Annotated in this window: 16 protein-coding genes and 4 tRNA genes; 6 read left to right on the top strand and 14 right to left on the bottom strand. The window is 61.6% G+C overall.

What is annotated here, in order from left to right; all coding sequences use genetic code 11:
- Window positions 1-134 precede the first annotated feature (134 nt).
- The 3 genes from HWV67_RS16455 (at window position 135) to HWV67_RS16445 (ending at window position 2485) form a co-directional block, all read left to right on the top strand.
- Window positions 135-764, top strand: a complete 630-nt coding sequence (locus HWV67_RS16455) for a DUF1780 domain-containing protein (RefSeq protein ID WP_095154412.1) — start codon at window positions 135-137, stop codon at window positions 762-764.
- A 167-nt stretch (window positions 765-931) separates the two neighbouring features.
- The gene (locus HWV67_RS16450; RefSeq protein ID WP_175652028.1) at window positions 932-1105 is read left to right on the top strand and encodes a DUF3094 family protein; all 174 of its coding nucleotides are present in this window, start codon (window positions 932-934) and stop codon (window positions 1103-1105) included.
- 84 nt (window positions 1106-1189) lie between these two features.
- Window positions 1190-2485, top strand: coding sequence for an NAD(P)/FAD-dependent oxidoreductase (locus HWV67_RS16445; protein WP_175652027.1), 1296 nt, complete (start codon window positions 1190-1192; stop codon window positions 2483-2485).
- A gap of 43 nt (window positions 2486-2528) precedes the next feature.
- Here the strand turns inward: HWV67_RS16445 and HWV67_RS16440 are convergent, their stop codons facing one another.
- The 8 genes from HWV67_RS16440 to rluD all read right to left on the bottom strand — a co-directional run bounded on the left by HWV67_RS16440 (window position 2529) and on the right by rluD (window position 9913).
- Window positions 2529-4568 (bottom strand): multicopper oxidase family protein, encoded by a 2040-nt coding sequence (locus tag HWV67_RS16440; RefSeq protein ID WP_256680140.1) that lies wholly within the window; start codon window positions 4566-4568, stop codon window positions 2529-2531.
- 243 nt (window positions 4569-4811) lie between these two features.
- Window positions 4812-4888: transfer RNA gene (locus HWV67_RS16435), tRNA-Pro, on the bottom strand.
- 98 nt (window positions 4889-4986) lie between these two features.
- Window positions 4987-5062, bottom strand: a tRNA-Lys gene (locus HWV67_RS16430).
- 5 nt (window positions 5063-5067) lie between these two features.
- Window positions 5068-5144 (bottom strand) — tRNA-Pro (locus HWV67_RS16425).
- A gap of 10 nt (window positions 5145-5154) precedes the next feature.
- Window positions 5155-5230 (bottom strand) — tRNA-Asn (locus HWV67_RS16420).
- 293 nt (window positions 5231-5523) lie between these two features.
- The gene (clpB, locus tag HWV67_RS16415) at window positions 5524-8088 is read right to left on the bottom strand and encodes an ATP-dependent chaperone ClpB (RefSeq protein WP_175652026.1); all 2565 of its coding nucleotides are present in this window, start codon (window positions 8086-8088) and stop codon (window positions 5524-5526) included.
- A 125-nt stretch (window positions 8089-8213) separates the two neighbouring features.
- A complete protein-coding gene (gene pgeF, locus HWV67_RS16410; RefSeq protein ID WP_175652025.1) occupies window positions 8214-8954 on the bottom strand; it encodes a peptidoglycan editing factor PgeF in 741 nt (246 codons plus the stop codon).
- Complete coding sequence (gene rluD, locus HWV67_RS16405) at window positions 8951-9913, bottom strand: 23S rRNA pseudouridine(1911/1915/1917) synthase RluD (RefSeq protein ID WP_095154402.1); 963 nt, start codon at window positions 9911-9913, stop codon at window positions 8951-8953. The genes pgeF and rluD overlap by 4 nt, the downstream gene beginning before the upstream one ends.
- A 149-nt stretch (window positions 9914-10062) precedes the next feature.
- On the opposite strand from rluD, the gene HWV67_RS16400 reads away from it, so the two are divergent.
- Together HWV67_RS16400 and HWV67_RS16395 are read left to right on the top strand one after the other, a co-directional pair.
- Window positions 10063-11079 carry an outer membrane protein assembly factor BamD gene (locus tag HWV67_RS16400; RefSeq protein WP_095154400.1) on the top strand — a complete coding sequence of 339 codons (1017 nt, stop codon included), beginning with the start codon at window positions 10063-10065 and terminating at the stop codon, window positions 11077-11079.
- A 103-nt stretch (window positions 11080-11182) separates the two neighbouring features.
- Window positions 11183-11413 carry a PP0621 family protein gene (locus tag HWV67_RS16395; RefSeq protein ID WP_175652024.1) on the top strand — a complete coding sequence of 77 codons (231 nt, stop codon included), beginning with the start codon at window positions 11183-11185 and terminating at the stop codon, window positions 11411-11413.
- Between the two features lie 19 nt (window positions 11414-11432).
- Here HWV67_RS16395 and thiO read toward each other — a convergent pair whose 3' ends face one another.
- The 5 genes from thiO to pilV are packed head-to-tail and all read right to left on the bottom strand — an operon-like array spanning window position 11433 to window position 14533.
- Window positions 11433-12536, bottom strand: coding sequence for a glycine oxidase ThiO (thiO, locus tag HWV67_RS16390; RefSeq protein WP_175652023.1), 1104 nt, complete (start codon window positions 12534-12536; stop codon window positions 11433-11435).
- A gap of 56 nt (window positions 12537-12592) precedes the next feature.
- On the bottom strand, window positions 12593-13003 hold the full coding sequence (locus HWV67_RS16385; RefSeq protein WP_175652022.1) for a type IV pilin protein: 411 nt from the start codon (window positions 13001-13003) through the stop codon (window positions 12593-12595).
- 8 nt (window positions 13004-13011) lie between these two features.
- The gene (locus tag HWV67_RS16380; RefSeq protein WP_175652021.1) at window positions 13012-13527 is read right to left on the bottom strand and encodes a pilus assembly PilX family protein; all 516 of its coding nucleotides are present in this window, start codon (window positions 13525-13527) and stop codon (window positions 13012-13014) included.
- The gene (locus HWV67_RS16375) at window positions 13527-14174 is read right to left on the bottom strand and encodes a PilW family protein (protein ID WP_175652020.1); all 648 of its coding nucleotides are present in this window, start codon (window positions 14172-14174) and stop codon (window positions 13527-13529) included. Before HWV67_RS16375 ends, HWV67_RS16380 begins: the two co-directional genes overlap by 1 nt.
- Window positions 14171-14533, bottom strand: a complete 363-nt coding sequence (gene pilV, locus HWV67_RS16370; RefSeq protein WP_256680139.1) for a type IV pilus modification protein PilV — start codon at window positions 14531-14533, stop codon at window positions 14171-14173. The genes HWV67_RS16375 and pilV overlap by 4 nt, the downstream gene beginning before the upstream one ends.
- Window positions 14534-14639: 106 nt before the next feature.
- Here pilV and HWV67_RS16365 point away from each other — a divergent pair, with 106 nt between their 5' ends.
- On the top strand, window positions 14640-15131 hold the full coding sequence (locus tag HWV67_RS16365; protein ID WP_175652018.1) for a GspH/FimT family pseudopilin: 492 nt from the start codon (window positions 14640-14642) through the stop codon (window positions 15129-15131).
- 7 nt (window positions 15132-15138) lie between these two features.
- Here the strand turns inward: HWV67_RS16365 and ispH are convergent, their stop codons facing one another.
- On the bottom strand, window positions 15139-16086 hold the full coding sequence (gene ispH, locus HWV67_RS16360; protein ID WP_175652017.1) for a 4-hydroxy-3-methylbut-2-enyl diphosphate reductase: 948 nt from the start codon (window positions 16084-16086) through the stop codon (window positions 15139-15141).
- Window positions 16087-16089 lie beyond the last annotated feature (3 nt).

Genomic DNA, 16089 nt, shown 5'->3' with positions numbered 1-16089 from the left:
GCAGCCCTTCTTCACGGGGGATTCTGGCAGTCTACACCCGGCTCGCCGGCGTTCCCTGCGCTGGCGCAGCTAAAACCGACCAGAATCAGCCACTTGCTCCCTCAAAGCGGAATTGGGCGCTAAGCTTGTTTCCTATGGATGACTCAGACTACCTGCGCCTGCTCACCATTCAGGCCGAACAAGCCAATGCGTTTCTCTCCAATGCCCGCAAATGGGAGCGCGAGCGTTGGGTCTGCCAACGCCTGCTGCAAGGCTTGAACATTCCCTACCGTAGCGAGGATTTCACCGCCGCCGGCCAGGAGCCGCCTGACGTTTTGTTCCGCGACGCGGCGTTCGAGGTGTTTTTCGTGCTGGACGAGGGCCGTCGCCTGAACGACGAATGGCGCGAAGAGCTGCAGCGTCGGCGCAGCGCGTTCTCGTTGTCGCAACTGGTCCGTCGCGAAGCTCGCCCACGACGCATCGGCGCGCCCGAGTTGCTCCAACGGCTGGCCCCCACCCTGCGCAAAAAAGCCCATAACTACCGCGAACGCGGGCTGGACCTGGGTGAGCTGGACATCATTGCCTTCGCCAGCCTCAAGCGCGAAACCCTCGACCTCAACAGCCACTTCCCGCCGCCCACCGAGTACCTGCGCCAGGGCTGGCGCTCCCTGTCGCTGGTCGGCCCGACCTTCGCCCGGGTGATCTTCGCTCACCCTGACGCGCCCGATTTTTTGCGCGGAAACCTGGGGCGCAGCATTGTCTTCGACGTTGGCATCAGCCTCTGATCCGTCCTCCTGCTAAAGCGGGATGGCATAAATCCGGCGCCGGTGATACAAAGCGCAATCATTCGCTATTGATGCGAGCTTTTGCCGGCAGGTACGCCAGTGGCAAGCGACTACAGTGAACCCTGTAGCTTTCCCACAACTCCAAGCGTCTACCTGCCGAGGCCATCATGACCAGCCGCCTGACCCCCGAAGACCAGCGACGTGTCGATCAGTACCTGCAAGCCCCCCAACACCAAGTCGAGCGCAAGCCTTTCCGGCCCTGGCTGCTCCTTGCGTTGGTCGTGGGCGTGACCGTGATACTGGGGCTGTTGAGCCGCCTCCTGAGTTTGTTGGTGCTATGAGCTGCCTTGCGCTCGCCCACTTCGCCCGCCCCACGCGGCCGACCCGTCAGGACCCGAATTCCGTAAACCTTATGAGATATCTCCATGACTCACCGTATCGTGATTGTCGGCGGCGGCGCCGGCGGCCTGGAACTGGCGACCCGCCTGGGCAAGACCCTGGGTAAAAAGGGCACGGCCAGTATTACCCTGGTCGACGCCAACCTGACCCACATCTGGAAACCGTTGCTGCACGAAGTCGCAGCAGGCTCGCTGAATTCCTCCGAGGACGAACTGAACTACGTGGCCCAGGCCAAGTGGAATCACTTCCAGTTCCAGCTCGGGCGCATGAGCGGGCTTGATCGCTCCATCAAGCAGATCCAGTTAGCCGCCACCCTCGACGAAGATGGCCGCGAGCTGCTGCCCGCGCGCACCCTGGGTTACGACACCCTGGTCATCGCCGTCGGCAGCAACACCAACGATTTCGGCACCTTGGGCGCCGCCCAGCACTGTCTGTTCCTCGACACCCGCAAGCAGGCCGAGCGCTTCCACCAGCAACTGCTGAATCACTACCTGCGCGCCCACGCTGGCGATCAGGCCAAGGAAAAGATCAGCGTCGCCATCGTCGGTGCCGGCGCCACCGGCGTCGAGCTGGCCGCCGAGCTGCACCACGCCGCCCATGAGCTGGCAGCCTATGGCCTGGACCGGATCAAGCCGGAAGACATGCACATCACCATCATCGAGGCCGGGCCGCGAGTTCTGCCGGCGCTGCCAGAGCGCATCAGCGTGCCGGTGCACAAGACCCTGGAAAAACTCGGCATCACGGTCATGACCAACGCCTCGGTCAGCGAAGTCAACGCCGACTGCCTGAAGACCGCCAATGGCGATGTCATCGAAGCCAGCCTGAAAGTCTGGGCTGCAGGCATCCGCGCCCCCGCCTTCCTCAAGGACATCGATGGCCTGGAAACCAACCGGATCAATCAACTGGTAGTACGTCCTACCCTGCAAACCACTCTGGACGACAACATTTTCGCCTTCGGTGACTGCGCCGCCTGCCCACAGCCGGGCAGCGCCCGCAATGTACCGCCACGGGCACAGGCCGCTCACCAGCAAGCATCGCTGCTGGCAAAGAGCCTCAAGGCTCGTCTGGAAGGGAAACCGCTGGCGACCTACACCTACCTCGACTACGGCTCGCTGGTGTCGCTGTCGCGCTTCTCGGCGGTGGGGAACCTGATGGGCAACCTGACCGGCAGCGTCATGCTGGAAGGCTGGTTGGCGCGGATGTTCTATGTGTCGCTGTACCGCATGCACCAGATGGCGCTGTACGGGACGTTCCGGACCTTGATGCTGATGCTCGGTAGTCGCATTGGCCGGGGAACCGAGCCGCGCCTGAAGTTGCACTGATCCGCATTTTGGGGCTGCAATGCAGCCCCAAAATCGTTAGACGCTAGTGATGCGCACCATGCGCGTCACCCGGCGTCCCATCCAGCGAAATCCGCACGTTCTGCATCATGCCCTGGTCCTCATGATCGAGGATGTGGCAGTGCAGCACGTACTCACCGATGTAGCGCTGGTAGCGGGTATTCACATAGAGGGTGTAGTACTTGCCATCCTCAGTCATGGGTTTGACGAACAGCGTGTCCTTCCACACGCCCTTGAGACCGGCGTACTGCGCGTCGGGATTATCCTTGTCGAGGTTATCCACAACGCCTGGATCACTGAGATCGGTCACGCCGTCTGGCGCGATGATCTTCTGGATCTGGAACGGGTTGACGTGGATGTGGAACGGATGGCCCGCCACGGCTGATTGCAACACCCACTTCTGCGCATCACCCAGCTTCAGCTCGCGATTGACCACGGCCGGGTCGTACGGCTGGGCATTCTCCGCCGTAGTGCCGATGGCGAACTCGGTGACGCCCTTTTTGTTCTTGCCAATCTTGAACACCAGTTGCTGCACGTCCTTCACCAGCTCGCTTTCTTCGATGGTGCGATGAGGCACGAAGCTGGTCAGCAGAAGGTCTTTCTTCAGGTCGGCCACCACTTGCTCGCGAACCGGGCCTTCCGGCATGTTCGCCTGGGCAGCAGCGATCAGCACGTTGCTGATGTGGTTTTTCTTGTCAGTCACGGCCTGGCCGGCCTCGGCATCGACGAAGCCCAGCAATTGGTGATCGCTGGTGAGCTGGGTCACGTTACCCGCAGGTGCTTCGGAACGATCGATCACGCAGTAGCGACCTTTCTCCGGGAAGGCAATCAACAGGTCGTTGCGATAGCCGGGTTGCAGGGTCAGCAGCTCCTTGCTCTGGGCCTTGGCCATGGTCAGGCCGTCTGCGGCGATGACCTGGTACGGCACCACTTCGCCATTACAGTTCTGCTCAATGAACTTCTGCGAGTCGGCCGCCGCCACACCCGCCAGGCTCTGGGACGCAGCGCTGTCCTTGAGTTTGACGAACTGCAGAGTCACGGTTTCGCGGATACCGGCGTGCACCAGACGCCAGCGTTGCACTTCCCCGGTACGCGCCTCGAACGTAGGCTGGACCATGCCATTCACGCTGGTGTAACGACCCGACTTACCCCACTCGCCCGGCCCGAATGCGTCGTACGACTCCACCACGCCCGTTTCGCCGGAGCTACAGCTCCAATCCACATCACCGTCTTTGGTTCGCTTGGTTTTGCCGTCCTTTCCGAGGCAGACGTAAGGAATTTGCTGAAGCACCACCAGGCGCTCGACAAAATCCTGGCCCTGGATCGGCTTGAGCAGGGTATCGATATCGCCGTTGGACTCCGAGGTGGGCAAACGATCGCCACGAATCACCAACGCCCCTGCCATGCCGCTGCCGACTTGCAGCGCCGTCGAGCCGTGCAGGTGCGGGTGATACCAGAAGGTGCCGGCCGGGTGATCCGCCGGGATGTTGTATTCGTACTGGAATTTCTGCTTCGGCTTGATCTTCAACAGCACGTTGTCACTGTTGCCTGCCGGGCTTACCCACAGGCCGTGAGAGTGCAGGTTGGTGCCGTTGAAGCAGTGCGGCTTGTTGATTGGCAGATCGCTGGCGGTGCAACTGTCTTCCGGTGGAAGACGGTTATCCAGGTTGATCCGCACGGTGTCGCCTGGCGTGACATTGATGGTTGGCGCCACAAACGGGGTGCGTGGGTCGACGCCGGTGCCTTTGTAGCTGCGCAGATGGACCGGCACAGAGTTCTGGGTGGCCGGGTCATAAATGGTGCTGTCGGTGTAGTCGATCACCAGATTCAGCAGACGCTCTTTACCGGCGTGAGGATTGACCACCGCGCCAGCCGGCGCTTCGGCTTTCATCAGCAAGGTGCCGCGGGCGGTCTTGAGCGTCGGTGCGACCTGCTCGATGGAAGGTGGGTTGGCAAAGGTCCGGGCTTGTTGCTCTGCCTGTACCGCTGCGGCGCTGCACATCAGTGCCAATGCGCTCAGGCCAAACGGCCAGCCGTGCCGGCGGCGCGCGTGAAATCCTGTCATGCCAATGCTCCTGCAATATTTTGTCGGGAAACGACAATAAAGCGGACATGAGCAGACTCCCCGCCTGCCACGGCCGCTGTTGGCGCAGGGAAAAGCCCGAGCGGTGAGCTCGACGAGAAGAATTAATGGCTTAGTGCTATCCCTGCCCGCACACCCTAGGGAAAACAGGGGCGTGAGCGCAACAGGAAAAGGTTGAGGCACAAACGAAAAAGGGCACCCTTGCGGGTGCCCTTCTTCTGAATATGGTCGGGGTAAGGGGATTCGAACTCCTGACATCCTGCTCCCAAAGCAGGCGCGCTACCGGACTGCGCTATACCCCGGTAAAAAAAAGGCACCGGTTAAGGCGCCTTTTTCGTGGCTGGACGCTAATGGCGTTCCAACCTTTTAAGATCCAAACCCAGCGAACCGGACTCGAAAATGGTGGGTCGTGTAGGATTCGAACCTACGACCAATTGGTTAAAAGCCAACTGCTCTACCAACTGAGCTAACGACCCAAAAATGGTCGGGGTAAGGGGATTCGAACTCCTGACATCCTGCTCCCAAAGCAGGCGCGCTACCGGACTGCGCTATACCCCGGCTTGAAATTTGGCTCCGCGACCTGGACTCGAACCAGGGACCCAATGATTAACAGTCATTTGCTCTACCGACTGAGCTATCGCGGAACTATCAATTTCAGTACTGCAATTTCGAATGCTGTATCACTACCGCCTCGAACTCTTCGACCTTGTGCATCGCTGCGTTCATGTCTCTGAGGCGCGTCATTCTACAACCTTCAAAACCTTTGTCAACCCCTCAATTTGCATTCAACTTACTGATTTGCAACTTGTTTTCAGATTTCTTCTACCACCGGAAATCTGGGGTGACATACAGCGGGGCGCACTTTACAAGCACTCGAAAGAAAATGCAAAGAAAAAAGGCCTCGAATTTCGAGGCCTTCTCTCAACCCGCCGAAAAATCAGGCGAAAACGATCTCGTCGCCGTCCACCGTGGCGGTAATCGACGTGCCTGGCAGGAAACGCCCGGCAAGGATCGATTGCGCCAGCGGGTTCTCGATCCAGCGCTGGATCGCCCGTTTCAGTGGTCGTGCGCCATAGACCGGGTCGTAGCCGACGGCAATCAGCTTGTCGATGGCTTCCGGGCTCAGCTCCAGGTTCAACTCGCGCTCGGCCAGGCGGCTGCGCAGGCGGCCGAGCTGGATCTGCGTGATACCGGCGATCTGATCGCGGCCCAAAGGCTCGAAGACCACCACCTCGTCGATCCGGTTGACGAACTCGGGCCGGAAGTGCGCGCCCACCGCATCCATCACCGCGGCACGTTGCGCCTCGCGATCACCGACCAGATCCTGGATCTGTGCTGAGCCCAGGTTGGACGTCATGACGATCACCGTATTGCGGAAGTCCACCGTGCGTCCGTGGCTGTCGGTCAGACGACCGTCTTCCAGCACTTGCAGCAACACGTTGAACACGTCCGGATGGGCCTTCTCGACCTCATCGAGCAACACCACCGAATACGGCTTGCGACGCACCGCCTCGGTCAGGTAACCGCCCTCCTCGTAACCGACATAGCCTGGCGGGGCACCAATCAGGCGAGCCACGGAGTGTTTCTCCATGAACTCGGACATATCGATGCGGACCATCGCCTCTTCAGTATCAAAGAGGAACTCCGCCAACGCCTTGCACAGCTCGGTTTTACCGACACCGGTCGGGCCGAGGAACAGGAACGAACCACTTGGCCGGTTCGGATCGGACAGACCGGCGCGGGAACGACGCACGGCGTTGGCCACCGCCACCACCGCCTCATCCTGGCCAATCACCCGCTCGTGCAGCAGGCCTTCCATCTTCAGCAGTTTTTCCCGCTCGCCTTCGAGCATCTTGGCCACCGGAATACCGGTCCACTTCGAGACCACTTCGGCGATTTCTTCCTCGGTCACCTTGTTGCGCAGCAGCTGGTTCTCGGACTTGCCGTGTTGATCGACCATCTGCAGGCTGCGCTCCAGATCCGGTATCACCCCGTACTGCAGCTCGGCCATGCGGCTCAGGTCACCTTTGCGCCGTGCCGATTCCAGCTCCTGACGCGACTGTTCGATTTTCTGCTGGATCTGCGCCGAGCCCTGTACTTCGGCTTTCTCCGACGTCCAGATCTCCTCCAGGTCGGAGTATTCACGCTCGAGCCGGGCAATTTCCTCGGTCAGTTTTTCCAGGCGCTTGATCGCCGCTTCGTCGTCTTCTTTCTTCAGTGCCTGGGATTCCACCTTCAACTGAATCAGACGGCGCTCCAGACGGTCCAGCACTTCGGGCTTGGAGTCGATCTCCATGCGGATGCGGCTGGCGGCTTCGTCGATCAGGTCGATGGCCTTGTCCGGCAACTGACGATCCGTGATGTAGCGATGGCTGAGCTTGGCCGCGGCAATGATCGCGCCGTCGGTGATCGCCACCTTGTGGTGCACTTCATAGCGTTCTTTAAGGCCGCGGAGGATGGCAATGGTGTCTTCCTCGCTCGGCTCTTCCACCAGCACCTTCTGGAAACGTCGCTCCAGCGCCGCATCCTTCTCGATGTATTGGCGATATTCGTTCAGCGTGGTCGCACCGACGCAATGCAGCTCACCGCGGGCCAATGCCGGTTTGAGCATGTTGCCTGCGTCCATGGAGCCTTCGCCTTTGCCGGCGCCGACCATGGTGTGCAGTTCGTCGATGAACAGGATGATCTGCCCTTCCTGCTTGGACAGCTCGTTAAGCAGCGATTTGAGCCGCTCTTCGAACTCGCCGCGGAATTTGGCGCCAGCAATCAGCGCGCCCATGTCCAGCGACAGCAGGCGCTTGCCTTTCAGGCCGTCCGGCACTTCGCCATTGATGATGCGCTGGGCCAGACCTTCGGCGATGGCGGTTTTACCCACGCCAGGCTCACCGATCAGCACCGGGTTATTTTTGGTTCGGCGCTGCAGGACCTGGATAGTGCGGCGGATTTCGTCGTCACGACCGATAACAGGGTCCAGTTTGCCTTCTTCGGCCCGCTTGGTCAGGTCGACGGTGTACTTGTCCAGCGCCTGACGGGACTCTTCGGCGTTGGGGTCATTCACCGCATCGCCGCCGCGCAGGTTGCTGATGGCATTCTCCAGGGCTTTCTTGGTCACGCCCTGGCCGAGCAACAATTTGCCCAGTTTGCTGTTCTCGTCCATTGCCGCCAGCAGCACCAGCTCGCTGGAAATGAACTGGTCGCCTTTCTGTTGGGCAAGGCGGTCAGCCTGATTGAGCAGGCGCGCCAGATCCTGCGACATGTTCACGTCGCCAGTCGGATTCTGGATTTTCGGCAGTTGGTCGAGCTCTTTGCTCAACGCGGTACGCAGGCTGGGCACGTCGAAACCGACCTGCATCAGCAGTGGTTTGATCGAACCGCCCTGCTGATCAATGAGGGCCTGCAACAAGTGCGCGGGCTCGATGGCAGGATGGTCCATACCCACAGCCAAGGATTGGGAATCGGATAACGCCAGCTGTAATTTGCTGGTCAAACGGTCTATTCGCATAAGTTACCTTCCTTAATAGGGCAGGCCGGAGCGATGGACACACCTGATGAAGAGAAGCCTGCCTGAGATACCACTGTAGATGTGGATCATTTTGGAAGATTCAAGGCTGACGCCGTTGACTCAGGTCAGTTGGGTTCGAGCCAGACCAGCGAGGCGAAGCGACCCGTGTGCGGATTGCGTCGATAAGAGAAGAAGCGCGAATCGGTCACTGTGCAGTAACCACCGCCATACACAGCCTCGACACCCCGCGCAGCCAGGCGAATGCGCGCCAGGGCATAGATGTCGGCCATGAACTTGCCTGGCTGGGCGCCAGGCACGAAAGCCGAAGCGGCTTGAGGGTGAATGGCCATGAACGCCTCGCGAACCTCGGCGCCCACTTCGAAGGCCTGCGGCCCGATGGCCGGACCCAGCCAGACCAGAACGTCCTTGGGATCCACCGCCAGGGTGTCCAGCGTGGCTTCCAGCACACCGCCCGCCAGACCGCGCCAGCCGGCATGTGCTGCGGCGACCCGGGTGCCCGCGCGATCACAGAACAGCGCGGGCAGACAGTCGGCGGTCATCACCGTGCAGGCGATACCGGGAATATCTGTCCAACTGGCATCGGCTTCAGCAATCACCTGCGGATTGGCATAAGCCACAGCAAGGCCATGCACCTGCTTGAGCCAGGCTGGACGAACGGTACATTCTTCGGTCAGGCGTCGACGGTTTTCGGCCACCGCTGCCGGCGCATCGCCAACATGGTCACCGAGGTTGAGCGTGTCGTAAGGCACCTGGCTGGTCCCGCCCGCGCGCGTTGTCACGCACGCCCTGACCCGGGCTGGCGCTGGCCAGTCCGGAATCAGCAGGCTGGGAGCCAGGAGGCTCATCCGACGAACGCCTCGCGGTCTTGCTTGAGCAGCGACAGCATCCAGACGAAATCATCCGGCAGCGGCGATTCCCACTTCATGCGCTGACCGGTGGTCGGATGTGCGAGTTCCAGGAAGCGCGCGTGCAGGGCCTGACGCGGGAAGGTCTTGAGTGCGTCAACCATGGTGGGGTTGGCGGCTGGCGGAATGCGGAAACGCCCGCCATACACCGGATCACCTACCAGCGGGAAGTTGACGTGAGCCATGTGCACCCGAATCTGGTGGGTACGCCCGGTCTCCAGCTTGACCCGCACATGCGTGTGGGAACGGAAGCGTTCCAGAACACGGTAGTGGCTGATGGCCGGCTTGCCGCTGTCCATCACCGCCATGCGCTGGCGTTGCGAACCGTGGCGACCGATAGGGGCGTTGATCTTGCCACCAGCAGTCACCACGCCCACCACGATGCACTCATAGATGCGGCTGACCGTGCGACTCTGCAACTGCGCGACCAGATTGGTCTGCGCTTCCAGGGTCTTGGCCACCACCATCAGGCCGGTGGTGTCCTTGTCCAGCCGATGGACGATGCCGGCACGCGGCACATTGATGATGTCCGGGACGTGGTGCAACAGGGCATTGAGCAGGGTGCCGTCGGCATGACCGGCAGCCGGGTGAACCACAAGGCCGGTCGGCTTGTTGATCACCAGGATCTGGTCGTCTTCGTAGACGATGTCCAGCGCGATGTCCTGGGCGATCCACTCGCCCTGGGCTTCCTGCTCGGCCTCGAGGGCCAGGATGGCACCGCCATGGACGATGTCACGCGGGCGCACGACATTGCCATCGACGGTCAGTAGGCCCTCTTTGATCCAGGCGGATAGGCGCGAGCGCGAGTGCTCAGCGAATAATTGGGCGGCGACTTGGTCGAGGCGTTGACCGCCCAATTCGGACGGCACCTCTGCGCTAAGTTGAATGATCTCGGACATGCTCGAATCAGGCGACGGCACAGCCTTTGGTTTCGGCTGCGCGCTTGTGGTTAAATACGGCGTCTTTTGCCCCGAGGGTTCCACGGGGCGCTCATCATAACAGGACGGCCACGCCCAAGACAGCGGCCGTCATAGGGACGCAAGCCGCCATGCAAGTGAAACACCTGCTGCTGATCGCCATCCTCGGACTGACCGCTGCTTGTTCTTCGAAGGAAGTCGTCGACGAAAACCTGAGCGAAGCCGAGTTGTACCAGCAGGCGCAAGCTGACCTGGACAACCACAGCTATACCAGCGCCACCGCGAAACTGAAGGCACTGGAGTCGCGTTATCCGTTCGGTCGCTACGCCGACCAGGCGCAACTTGAGCTGATCTTCGCGAACTACAAGAACGCCGAGCCTGAAGCGGCCAAGTCCGCGGCAGAGCGTTTCATTCGCCTGCACCCCCAGCACCCGAACGTCGACTACGCCTACTACCTGAAGGGCCTGACGTCTTTCGACCAGGACCGTGGCCTGCTGGCGCGCTTCCTGCCGCTGGACATGACCAAGCGTGACCCGGGTGCCGCCCGCGACTCGTACAACGAGTTTGCCCAACTGACCAGCCGCTACCCCAACAGCCGCTACGCGCCTGATGCCAAGCAGCGGATGATCTACCTGCGCAACCTGCTGGCTTCCTACGAAATCCACGTTGCCGACTACTACCTGACCCGTCAGGCCTACGTGGCCGCCGCCAACCGCGGTCGCTATGTGGTCGAGAACTTCCAGGAAACCCCATCGGTCGGCGACGGCCTGGCCGTGATGGTCGAGGCCTACCAGCGCCTGCACCTGGACGACCTGGCTGCCACCAGCCTGGAAACCCTGAAGCTCAACTACCCTGATCATCCGAGCCTGGTTGACGGTCAGTTCGTGCCGCGTCAGGAAGAAGCCGACAACCGCGGCTGGCTGTCCAAGGCAACGCTGGGCCTGATCGAAACCGCCGCGCCGCTGCCGCCGGGTGAAACCCGCGCCAACCAGGACGTGATCAAGCAATACGAAGATGCCAAGGAAGCGATTCCGGAAGATCTGCTGCCTAAAGACGGTGATGTGATGCAGGAAGAGCATCACGAAGCCGAAGGCAACAATGATGACCGTTCGTGGTTCAGCTACATGACCTTCGGCGTGTTTGACTGATCGCAACGAAATGAAAAAAGGGAGGCTTGGGCCTCCCTTTTTTATTGGCCGCCGTCAGCAGCTCTTCTAAACTGGCGCATCTTCACTGAATAAGCTGGACACCATGGTTCGCCTACTTTTCTGGATTGCCCTGATTGCCGCCGCGTTCTGGCTGTGGCGCAAGTTCAAGGCAGGCAGTACCGCCTCAACCTCCACGCCTCTGGACGCCCCGCTGAAGATGGTGCGCTGCTCTCACTGCGGCGTGCACCTGCCAAACGACCGCGCCCTGCATCGCGGCAACGAGTGGTATTGCAGCACGGCACATCTGGAACAAGGCCCCAGCGACAAACGCTGAGGCCAACGGCTGCCGCCGGTCAGAGCGCTTCCAGGCGCCCGTGAGGCGCATAAGGTGCCGGATCGATGATCGGCTCGCGTCCGCTCAGCAGGTCGCTGAACAGTTGGCAGGAAGCTGGCGCCAGCACCAGACCGTTACGGTAATGCCCGCAGTTCAGCCACAGCCCCTCGCAGCCCGGCACCCGGCCAATGTACGGCACCCCTTCAGGAGAGCCGGGGCGCAATCCCGCCCAATGCCCTACCGGCGTCGCATTCGCCAGCGCCGGCAGCAACTCGATCGCCGAAGCCCGCAGGCTTTGCAGCGCGTCCGGGGTCGGGGTCTTGTCGTAACCGGCATGTTCCAGCGTACTGCCCACCAGAATGTGGCCATCACGGCGCGGGATCGCATAGCGCCCCTTGGCCAGAACCATGCTGGGCAAGAAGTCCTCGGCGCACTTGAACAGAATCATCTGTCCCTTGACCGGCTCCACCGGCAGAGAGAAACCTAGCAGCCGCAGAAGGTCACCACTCCAGGCCCCGGCCGTAAGCACCACCTCATCCGCCTCGATAGTCCCCGCAGTGGTCTGGACGCCGGCAATGCGCTCGCCTTCGCGGATGAAACCGGTGATTTCGCAATGCTCCTGGAGGGTAACGTTGGGCAGCGCCTGCAATGCCGCCTTGAGCGACTTCAACAAGCGCGGATTACGGACGTTGGCAACACCGGCCATGTACACCGCACTGCTGAAGCCCGGCCCGAGCACAGGCACGGCGGCATACGCCTCGGACACCGCGACCTTGCTCAACGGACGCCCTTCCCGCTTCGCCCAGGCCAGCGCCTCGGCTTCGTCATCCAGATCAAGCCAGTACAGGCCGGTCACATGAACCTGCGGGTCAACGGCGGTGCTGCTGAACAGATGTTCGCCAAGCTGTGGGTAGAAAACCTGGGACCAGTGCGCCAAAGCAGTCACCGCCGGGCTGTAGCGCCAGGGATAAAGCGGCGAAACGATACCGCCGCCCGCCCAGGACGACTCACCGCCCAACTCGCCCTTGTCGCACACCACCACCCGCTCGACGTCCTTGGCCAGGTTGAACGCCGTCAGCAGGCCGATCACACCGCCACCCACAATCACTACTTGCTTGGTCATCTGTAGATCCAGTACCCGAAATGAACCGCGGCGCCAGCCCGGCGCCATGAATGACTTCAACCGCCCCAGCAGCCCAGGCCCGCGTCTTCGCCGCGCGAAGGATTGGACCGCACGCCTCGATGATCAAGCTCGAAATCGCCGCAGGCGTCAGAAGCCATGGCCGCGTCGACCCGCCGTCTGGCAGTCAGGACGTAACTATCGGCTTCGCGCTTGGCATACAGGCTGTAGTGGGCGTTTCCGTCCGGCAGTCGGGCCGTTCCCGCTTCGGAGTCGGTATAGCGACCGGTGCGGGAGTGGTGCTGCTCCAGGTGCTGCGCGCTTTCGAACAAGATCCCGGCTATTTCCGTGCGCGCGGCCTTTTTGACCATTTCGCTGTAGCTGGGGTAGGCAATGCTCGCCAGCATGCCGACCAGTGCGACGACAATCAACAGTTCAATGAGGCTCAGGCCCTTCTCGGTTCGCTGCATGAATACTCCTAGAATATTTGCCGCCAGGCGATACGCCGGGCAGGCACATCACCTGGCAGCTCCGGCCACGCAAAGGTGCTTTCAAGGACGACCCGGGATTCACCCTCCAGGCCGATGGCGGTAATACGGAACAGCGTGACTGACAGCTCTTCCGGCATGCCACGCGCGCGATTGCTTGGTCCCAGGTTCTGGATCAGGTACAGACCAGCGTCCCCACCCTGCCAGACAAGTCCGGAGCCACCGCCTCCATGATGGGCACCAGCCGCCTGCACCCACTCGGCTTCCGGGGGCGGCAGGCAGACACCACAAGGACCGATGACGGCCCCTGGCAGACGCGCCTCCCCCACCCGCAACAGGCGCTCCGCCGACTCGAACGCCCGCATCGAAGCCAGCAGATTACTGGCCATGCGTTGCTGCTGGATCGCACCCTGCATGGCCGACAGCCCCAGCAAGCCCAACAACATCAATAGCGTCATGCACAGCAGCAGAACGTTTCCATGCTGCCTTGCCGCACGCCGACGCATCAGGGCCACCCGTTGCGAAGCGCGACCGCCAGATGGTAGGTCTGCGCCCGTACTCGCCGTTGCGGATCGTCCAGGGTGAGGCGGAGTTTCAGGAGGTCCGTCTCCTGCTCGACGTCCAGCCGGCTGATATTTCCAATCAGCACCGCATTGCTGCCACCACTGCTGAGCAACAGGTCGGCGGCGTTCAACCGATACACCTGGCGACGCAGCGGTACCGTGAAGGTGCCTGCGCGAGGAGGCGCAACGCCTTCAACGACATCGGCAGTGGTCCGGCAATCCGTGATCAGCGTCCAGTCCGGCGCACCGCCCAATTCCCCAGCCTGGGCACTGATCAAGGTGAGGCTGTGCAACGTGCCGTCACCCGTGCGCTCCAGACTGACAGAGCGGGAGAATGCCTGCGCGGTAGCCGGACTTGTGAAGGTCATGGCCTCGGGCCGCAGGCAGCCGAACATTCCCGCCATCCGGATATCCCGCGCCAGCCGCTGCAGAACAAAACGCGCATCTTCCTGTAATCCGGCGGCAACCTCCTGCGCCTGCCAGCTCTGCAAGGCAGCGATAAAAACCCGGCTGCCGGCCATGACCACCAGCAAACCGAGGCTCAGCGCCAGCAACACCTCGACCAGGCTGAAACCTGCTGCCGCCCTCATCGCACACCGCCCAGCTCATGGAGCCGCTGCCCACCGCCAGTCCGCTCCTCGCTCCAACCAATGCTCACACGAACCTGGCCGGCGTCCTCCCGAACCTTTCCTTGCCCTGCCCTCCCGACAAACGCCTCGACCGACTGCTGAAACTCAAGCCGGTCTGCGGCATCGATACCGCCCGCCGAGCGCGCCCGCTCCAACATCCCCTGCGCAAGCCAGGCAACCTGGCTGGTGATCCGGGCGCCATCGGAACCCTGCAATGCGCGCCCTTGCAACGCCGCCATCGCCAACAGCCCTGACGACAACAGCACCAGCGCAACCATCACTTCAATCAGGGTCAATCCCTGCTGTGGCTTCCTTGCCATGCACACCTCCGCGAATATTCCTCGGCAAACTGCAAACCTGGCTGACTCGACGCCATCCGGTTCGCGGTCGAACCTACAGAGAAGCACTTCCAGGGAGGAACGCACGGTGAAGCAAAAGGGCGTAACACTGATTCAAATGATGTTCGCGCTGGCGCTGGTCGCTTTGCTGACCCAGCTCGGAACAACGACCTACAGCAAGATGAGCAGTGACCTGCAACAGCAAGCCGCAGCGAAACACCTCGCCCAGGCACTGAGAGCCGCGCGCAGCGAGGCCTTGCTGCGAAATCGGGTGATCACGCTTCAAGCAATGGAGGGAGGCTGGGGCAACGGCTGGCGCATGCTGCTCGAACACAGCGATACACCCTTGTTACGAGAGTATTCAGCGAAGGGGCACGTGAGGATTATCGGCAATCAGCCGGTCGCCCAACAGGTACGCTTCAGCGGGTTGGGGGTGCCGTTGCGGCATGGAGGTGCTTTCCTGTCCGGGTCCCTGCAGGTGTGCGGGGAGCCCAGGCAGGAAAACCTGTACCAGATCGTGCTATCACGCAGCGGGCGTATCAGCCTGCTGCATGAGCCGACCAACAAGCCCTTGTGCTAAACGAAGCTCAGTTGATCGAGCGAACCCGCAGTTCCTTGGGCATCGAGAAGGTGACGTTCTCCTCGCGACCGTCCAGTTCCTGCGCCCCGGTGGCGCCCCAATCGCGTAGCTGCTGAATCACGCCGCGCACCAGCACTTCCGGTGCGGAGGCGCCTGCGGTGATGCCGATCCGCTCGACGCCATCGAACCAGCTGCGTTGCAGGTCTTCGGCGCCATCGATCAGGTAGGCCGGCGTCGACATCCGCTCCGCCAGCTCGCGCAGGCGGTTGGAGTTGGAGCTGTTCGGGCTGCCGACCACCAGTACCACATCGGACTCGGCGGCCAGTTGCTTGACCGCATCCTGGCGGTTTTGCGTGGCGTAACAGATGTCGTCCTTGCGCGGCCCACCGATGCTGGGGAAGCGCGTGCGCAGCGCATCGATAACGCGACTGGTGTCATCCATCGACAGCGTGGTCTGAGTCACGAAGGCCAGTTGCTCGGGGTTGCGCACCTCGAGCTGGGCGACATCTTCTTCATCCTCGACCAGGTAGATGGAGCCGCCATTGGCGGTGTCGTACTGACCCATGGTGCCTTCGACTTCCGGGTGACCGGCATGGCCGATGAGGATGCACTCCTTACCGTCGCGGCTGTAGCGCGCCACTTCGATATGCACCTTGGTCACCAGCGGGCACGTGGCGTCGAAGACTTTCAGGCCACGTCCGGCCGCTTCCTGGCGCACGGCCTGGGAAACGCCATGGGCACTGAAAATCACGATGACGTCGTCCGGCACCTGATCCAGCTCTTCGACGAAGATCGCACCACGGGCGCGCAGGTCTTCGACGACGAACTTGTTGTGCACGACTTCGTGACGGACGTAGATCGGCGGCCCGAAGACCTCCAGCGCCCGATTGACGATTTCGATCGCCCGGTCCACGCCGGCACAGAAGCCACGGGGGTTGGCGAGTTTGATCTGCATGAG

It is taken from the genome of Pseudomonas sp. Marseille-P9899 (assembly GCF_903166565.1).
Taxonomy (GTDB): Bacteria; Pseudomonadota; Gammaproteobacteria; order Pseudomonadales; family Pseudomonadaceae; genus Aquipseudomonas; species Aquipseudomonas huaxiensis.
Note: the sequence above shows the minus strand (reverse complement) of the source record. Positions and strands in the feature narration are given on the sequence as shown.